The sequence below is a fragment of the Pseudoalteromonas sp. bablab_jr011 genome, assembly GCF_016464045.1.
In the GTDB taxonomy this organism is placed as follows: domain Bacteria; phylum Pseudomonadota; class Gammaproteobacteria; order Enterobacterales; family Alteromonadaceae; genus Pseudoalteromonas; species Pseudoalteromonas lipolytica.
Map to the genome: position 1 here is coordinate 122,750 of NZ_JACDWU010000170.1, position 6,365 is coordinate 129,114.

The 6,365-nt window shown below is 43.1% G+C and carries 5 protein-coding genes; 3 read left to right on the top strand and 2 right to left on the bottom strand.

All coding sequences use genetic code 11. The annotated features are described in order from the left end of the window. Window positions 1-82: 82 nt before the first annotated feature. Window positions 83-691: a nucleoside triphosphate pyrophosphatase gene (locus JIG41_RS09525; protein WP_036967964.1), complete on the top strand. Its 609-nt coding sequence runs from the start codon at window positions 83-85 to the stop codon at window positions 689-691. Here the strand turns inward: JIG41_RS09525 and JIG41_RS09530 are convergent. Both JIG41_RS09530 and rluC read right to left on the bottom strand, forming a co-directional pair. Further along, complete coding sequence (locus JIG41_RS09530) at window positions 627-1,319, bottom strand: HAD family hydrolase (RefSeq protein WP_199524620.1); 693 nt, start codon at window positions 1,317-1,319, stop codon at window positions 627-629. The genes JIG41_RS09525 and JIG41_RS09530 overlap by 65 nt on opposite strands. Beyond that, window positions 1,306-2,274 (bottom strand): 23S rRNA pseudouridine(955/2504/2580) synthase RluC, encoded by a 969-nt coding sequence (rluC, locus tag JIG41_RS09535; protein WP_036967959.1) that lies wholly within the window; start codon window positions 2,272-2,274, stop codon window positions 1,306-1,308. Before rluC ends, JIG41_RS09530 begins: the two co-directional genes overlap by 14 nt. 622 nt (window positions 2,275-2,896) lie before the next feature. Between rluC and rne the strand changes: the two genes are divergently transcribed. Both rne and JIG41_RS09545 read left to right on the top strand, forming a co-directional pair. Continuing rightward, entirely contained in the window at window positions 2,897-6,166 is a 3,270-nt protein-coding gene (gene rne / locus JIG41_RS09540) for a ribonuclease E (RefSeq protein WP_199524621.1), read from the top strand. Between the two features lie 99 nt (window positions 6,167-6,265). Further along, window positions 6,266-6,365, top strand: a 100-nt coding sequence (locus JIG41_RS09545) for a valyl-tRNA synthetase (RefSeq protein WP_199524622.1), incomplete at its 3' end; no start/stop codon positions are given.

Below are 6,365 nucleotides of genomic sequence, written 5' to 3' on the forward strand. Positions count from 1 at the left end.
GGTTTTTAACGATCTTCTGCTTTGTTTTCGGATTCATTGTGGCTTATCCTTGCCAAAAGACATTTTATACCCAGAATATTTTATGAAACCAACACTTATATTAGCGTCAAGCTCACCATTTAGACAGCAATTATTAACTAAATTAAATCTACCTTTTGAAAGTTTTTCACCTGATATCGATGAATCAGCGCTAGAAAATGAAACGCCCTCGCAACTTGTTAAGCGACTAAGTGAGCAAAAAGCGCGTGTCGCAGTTGAACATTTTACCAATGGCTTAGTGATAGGCTCTGATCAGGTGGCCGTTTTCAACAATAAAATACTAGGTAAACCACACAATAAAGAAAATGCCGTTGCGCAATTATCCGCATTTAGCGGCCATACTGTGAGATTCTTAACGGGTTTGAGTGTCTTCGATATAGAATCAAATAACGCAATCACGACGGTTGTGCCATTCGACGTGACTTTTAGAACACTAACACTTGAGCAAATTGGCGCATATTGCGATGCTGAGCAACCTTACAATTGTGCTGGCAGCTTTAAAAGTGAAGGGTTAGGTATTTGCTTATTTGACAAGCTCAGTGGCGATGACCCAAATACACTTATTGGCCTGCCACTGATCACATTAACTAAAGTGCTGGCTGAGTTTGGTGTTGATGTACTGACTCTTCAGCATGAGATGTCAACACGCTAAGTAACTGACAATACGAATCAACGACAGTAATCGGCGCATGTTGTTGCAACTGCGCCTTGCTGTGGGCACCAAAGCTCACACCAATACAGGCAATACCAGCGGCATTCGCCATCGCCATATCCAATTGGCTATCGCCAATCATCACGGCATCACTTTTCGCTATACCCTGCTCACGCAAAATTTGCTCAAGCATATCAGGGGATGGCTTTGACATAGCATCATCTGAGCATTTTACGTTCATAAAATACTTACCGAGGCCCGACTCATGAAGTAATCTATCAATACCTTCACGTCCTTTACCAGTAGCCACAGCGAGCTGTATACCTGCGTCTCTTAACTGCGTTAGTACAGGTTCTACATCTGCGAATAGAGGTGTAGGTGTGACATCTAATTCGCGATATTGTGCTTTATAACCTGCAACGAGTTCATCGTTTAAATGCAAATGAGCAGGAAAAAGTACTTCAGTGGCCTTGGTTAGCGACAAACCTATCACATCTTTCGCTTGTTGCTCTGATGGAACTGGAATACCTAAATCTCGCGCAGTATTTCGCAGGCAGGTCACAATTTTTGGCACAGAATCCATGACTGTGCCGTCCCAATCAAAAATAGCGAGTTTAAACCTGTTCATTATCAGCACGTAACTTTTTAATACAATTACTTAAAGCTTTATCTAACGGCGCTTCAACATGCATCGTTGTTTCGTTTTTAGGGTGGATAAAGCGTAAATCATGCGCATGTAAAAACAACCGATTTAACCCCGTTAACTTATTAACGTATTGATCAAATTCAGCCACACCATATTTATCATCACACGCAATTGGGTGACCTTTGCATTGCGTATGAACACGGATTTGGTGAGTACGCCCAGTCACCGGCGACGCTTGTACCAGTGAACACTCTGCATAACGCTCTAGAACACGGAAACGTGTGTGCGACGGTTTACCTTCAGTATTGTCTACACGCACCACGCGCTCACCAGACTTTAAAGTATTTTTACGTAAGCCTTCAGTGACGTTTTTAGTTTTCGCATCCCATTGCCCATCAACCAGTGCCCAATAATTTTTTTCCATGGTTTTTTCACGCAACTGCTGATGCAAGTGTGTAAGCACAGAACGGCGCTTTGAAATAAGTAAACAGCCTGAAGTATCACGGTCAAGACGGTGAACCAGTTCAAGGCTGCGCTCTTCTGGGCGAAGTACTCGCAGTGCCTCGATTAAGCCATAACTTAAACCACTGCCGCCATGCACCGCCATTCCTGACGGCTTATTAATCACCATCAAGTATTTATCTTCAAATAAAATGGCCTCTTCAAGCTGTTTAACCTTATCTAGCTTTTTCGGCACAAATTCATCTTTTTCGGCCACTTTTATGGGCGGAATACGAATAACATCATCAAGTTGTAATTTATAAACGGGTTTAATGCGCTTTTTATTTACTCGCACTTCACCTTTACGAAGAATTTTATAAACTGCACTTTTAGGCACACCCTTCAGGTGAGTAATAAGAAAGTTATCAATGCGTTGACCTAAGTGGTCTTCACCTATGGTAACAAATGATACTTGTAAGCCGGTTTTTTCTGACATTGCCTAATCACTGATTTAAGTAAATAATTTAGTTGCTAACGCGGTTGTAATAGTGGGATAATCACCGCTGCGAACATAAAGTTTGCAAGTAACAACGGTGCTTTTTACCACATTAAAACATTCGTGATGCATATTCTGGGTTGCCGATCATACAGATCCGCGCTAAGTTTTCCAAAGCTTTTATAATTACCCAGCCAACACGAGCGTTCAATTATCGGCGATGCGCGTAATATATTGCCTGCATAATTTGAGCACGAATGCTGATTAATGAATAGAAAAAGCAATTGAACAAGATAAATTGTCTGATAGTGACGACGTAACAACGTCATTCAGAGTAAGCTGTTGTAGCAAGACATTGAATTAAAATTTGAACATGGTCGACTTCGGAACAGAACTCGTAAATTAAAACCGTGAAAGACGCGGCAGTTTTGGCACCAAAAAGAATTTAATAACGTGACAACATGTTATTGTCAGCCACACCATAGACACGCTCAATGTAAGCGAACAACGTCGGTTTTTGATTTTAACCAGTCGTGAGATTGCACAAGAATAACCGTCAAAAACCACTGAACAGACGAAATGATATCGTCATGTCAGCGACAGAAATTAGTAGAGTAACAATATGAAACGTATGCTAATCAATGCGACGCAGCAAGAAGAAATGCGCGTTGCACTGGTTGATGGCCAGCGCCTGTATGATTTAGACATAGAGAGCCCAGGTCACGAACAAAAAAAAGCCAATATTTACAAGGGTAAAATTACCCGTATCGAACCATCACTAGAAGCAGCCTTTGTTGATTATGGCGCGGAAAGACATGGTTTCCTTCCACTGAAAGAAATTGCACGCACATACTTCCCACAAGGCTATACATTCCAAGGTCGTCCGAATATTCGTGACGTAATCAAAGAAGGCCAAGAAGTAATTGTTCAGGTTGATAAAGAAGAACGTGGCCAAAAAGGCGCGGCACTAACAACCTTTATAAGCGTAGCAGGCAGCTATTTAGTACTTATGCCAAATAACCCTCGTGCCGGCGGTATTTCACGTCGTATTGAAGGTGATGAGCGTACTGAACTAAAAGAAGCGCTAAGCCGTTTAGAACTTCCTAAAGGTATGGGGCTCATTGTCCGTACTGCGGGTGTTGGCAAATCATTCGAGGAACTAGACTACGACTTAAAAGCGCTTTTAGTTCACTGGGATGCCATTCAACAAGCTGCAGATAGCGGCCCTGCTCCATTCTTAATTCACCAAGAAAGTAACGTTATTTTCCGTGCTATCCGCGACTATCTACGTCGTGATATTGGTGAAATTTTAATTGATAAAGCCCGTGTTTTTGAAGAAGCTAAAGCGCATATTGAACGCTTCCGCCCTGATTTCATGAGCCGTGTTAAGCTTTATCAAGGCGATGTGCCATTATTCACACATTACCAAATCGAAAGCCAAATTGAGTCAGCGTTCCAACGAGAAGTTCGCTTACCTTCTGGTGGTTCAATCGTTATTGATCCAACAGAAGCGCTTACCTCTATCGATATTAACTCGTCAAAAGCAACCAAAGGCGGTGATATCGAAGAGACCGCGCTTAACACGAACCTAGAAGCCGCTGATGAAATTGCACGTCAATTACGTCTACGTGACTTAGGTGGTCTTATTGTTATCGATTTTATCGATATGACACCACCTCGCCACCAACGTGAAGTTGAAAATCGCCTGAAAGATGCTGCACGTCCAGACCGTGCTCGCGTACAAATAGGCAAAATTTCACGCTTCGGCCTTCTTGAAATGTCACGTCAACGCCTGCGTCCATCTCTAGGTGAAGCAAGCCAAGGTCCGTGTCCGCGTTGTAATGGTCAAGGCACTATTCGTTCAAACGAATCAATTGCATTGTCTATCCTTCGTTTAATCGAAGAAGAAGCAATCAAAGACAATACATCGCAAGTAAACGCACAAGTACCTGTTGCGGTGGCTGCTTACTTATTAAATGAAAAACGCCGTAGTGTGCACCGTATTGAAAAACGCCATAGTGTTGATGTGGTCATTATTCCAAATCAACACATGGAAACACCGCACTATGAAGTAGTTCGTTTACGCAAAGATGAAACGATTGAAACTGTTAGCTATGAGCAAGTCGTTGCACCAGAGCCAGAAGCATTTGAAATGGCTAAAGCACCCACAGCACCGGTTCGTGAAGAGCCTGTGTTAAAAGGTGTTGTTATGCCAACAAACCCAGCGCCACAAGCTGCTCCAAAAGCTGAACAACCAGCTCAAGACGTTAAGAAAAGTGACGGTGGTTTATTTGCAGCCATTGGTAAATGGTTTAAATCACTCTTCAGCATCTCTGAAGAAGAGACTGAAAAAGAGCAAGAAGAGAAAAAAGCGGCACAACAGCGCAGCAACAACCGTCGTAATAACGACAACCGTCGCAGAAGCAACAACCAACGTCGTCGTAACAACTCTCGTAATAAGCGTCCTTCAGACGCTGAAGCGAAAGAAGAGAAACCGGCCACTACTTCAGCTCCTGAGCAAAAAGAAAGTAACGAAAACCGTAATAAGCGCCGTCGCAATTCGACTAACCGAAAGCGAAATGAAAAGCGTACTGATGACGAAGAAACAACGTCAACAGAGGCAGTTCAAGAAACGCAAACGGAGCAACCGAAAGAGTCTAAACCTAAGGTTCGCCGTCAACGTCGTAATATTCGTAAGAAAGTGCGTTTACAAGACGAAAATGCCGAGGAAGTAAAATCAACTCAGAGCAGTGATACTGTTCAGGCTGAGAAAACAGACAAAGCAGCAAAACCTGCCAAACAGGCGAAAGAAGCGAAAGACGATGTAGTACCAGAGGTTAAATCTGAAACGCCTGCACAGACTGAGGTTAAAGCAGAAAAACCTGCAAAAGCTGACGTTAAATCGGTTAAAACAGAAGAAACCAACACACCGGTTGAGGAGCAAAATGTAAACGCTGAGTCAGTTGCTGATGATGAACAAGCACAGCCGCGCACACGCTCACGTCGTTCACCTCGTCACCTTCGTGCAGCTGGACAACGCCGTCGTCGTCCTGAGCAAGATGAAAAGCAAAATGAAGATAAAGGTGACACACCTGCCTTTATTCCTGTTGCGGATCAAGCTGCTGCTGAATATGAAGCTGAATTAAAAGCTAAACAAGCGCAAACTGAGCAACCAGTTGAAGCGCCTGAATCAGCTACCACTGATGAGCCAGTTAAAGCTGAAGAGCCAGTAAAAGCTCACGAACCAGTACAAGCTGATGAACCAGTACAAGCTGATGAACCAGTTAAAGCTGATAAACCAGTGCAAGCTGAAGAACCAGTGCAAGCTGAAGAACCAGTTAAAGCTGAAGAGCCAGTACAAGCTGACGAACCAGTAAAAGCTGACGAACCAGTAAAAGCTGACGAACCAGTTAAAGCTGAAGAACCAGTAAAAGCTGAAGAACCAGTAAAAGCTCACGAACCAGTACAAGCTGATGAACCAGTACAAGCTGATGAACCAGTTAAAGCTGATGAACCAGTGAAAGCTGAAGAACCAGTACAAGCTGAAGAGCCTGTTAAAGCTGAAGAGCCAGTTAAAGCTGAAGAACCAGTAAAAGCTGACGAACCAGTAAAAGCTGAAGAGCCTGTTAAAGCTGAAGAGCCTGTTAAAGCTGACGAACCAGTGCAAGCTGAACAAGCACCTAACAATGAAAGAACAGTGTTAGTTAAGGGTTCAGCAAGCGCTGCAATGGCAAAACCTGCACCAGTTGCAGACAGCGAGCCAGTACCAACACCAGGTGCTATGGCACACGATAAGCGTGAAGCTATTCCAGACAGTGGTTTACGCGCAGGTTCAATTAAACCTGCCGGTAAAGCCCGTGCTGATATGGCTAAAACATTATCGGCTGACTAGTCTAGCTGTTATACGAAAAAAGCCGCGTTATGAAAATAACGCGGCTTTTTTGTTTCAGATGTCTCGTCCTGAAATGTGTTTACACATTTAGGACTTATTATGACCAAGTCAAATAATACACCGATCAAACGAACACAACGAGATTATTCATTAGGCTTTAAATTACAAGTTGTCGACGCTGTAGAAAAAGGCGATATGA

Bases quoted from the DNA above. Each gene is read 5' to 3' on its own strand.
- rluC (WP_036967959.1), bottom strand. From the start codon at position 2,274: ATGTCAGAAAAAACCGGCTTACAAGTATCATTTGTTACCATAGGTGAA.
- rne (WP_199524621.1), top strand. From the start codon at position 2,897: ATGAAACGTATGCTAATCAATGCGACGCAGCAAGAAGAAATGCGCGTT.
- JIG41_RS09530 (WP_199524620.1), bottom strand. From the start codon at position 1,319: ATGAACAGGTTTAAACTCGCTATTTTTGATTGGGACGGCACAGTCATG.
- JIG41_RS09525 (WP_036967964.1), top strand. From the start codon at position 83: ATGAAACCAACACTTATATTAGCGTCAAGCTCACCATTTAGACAGCAA.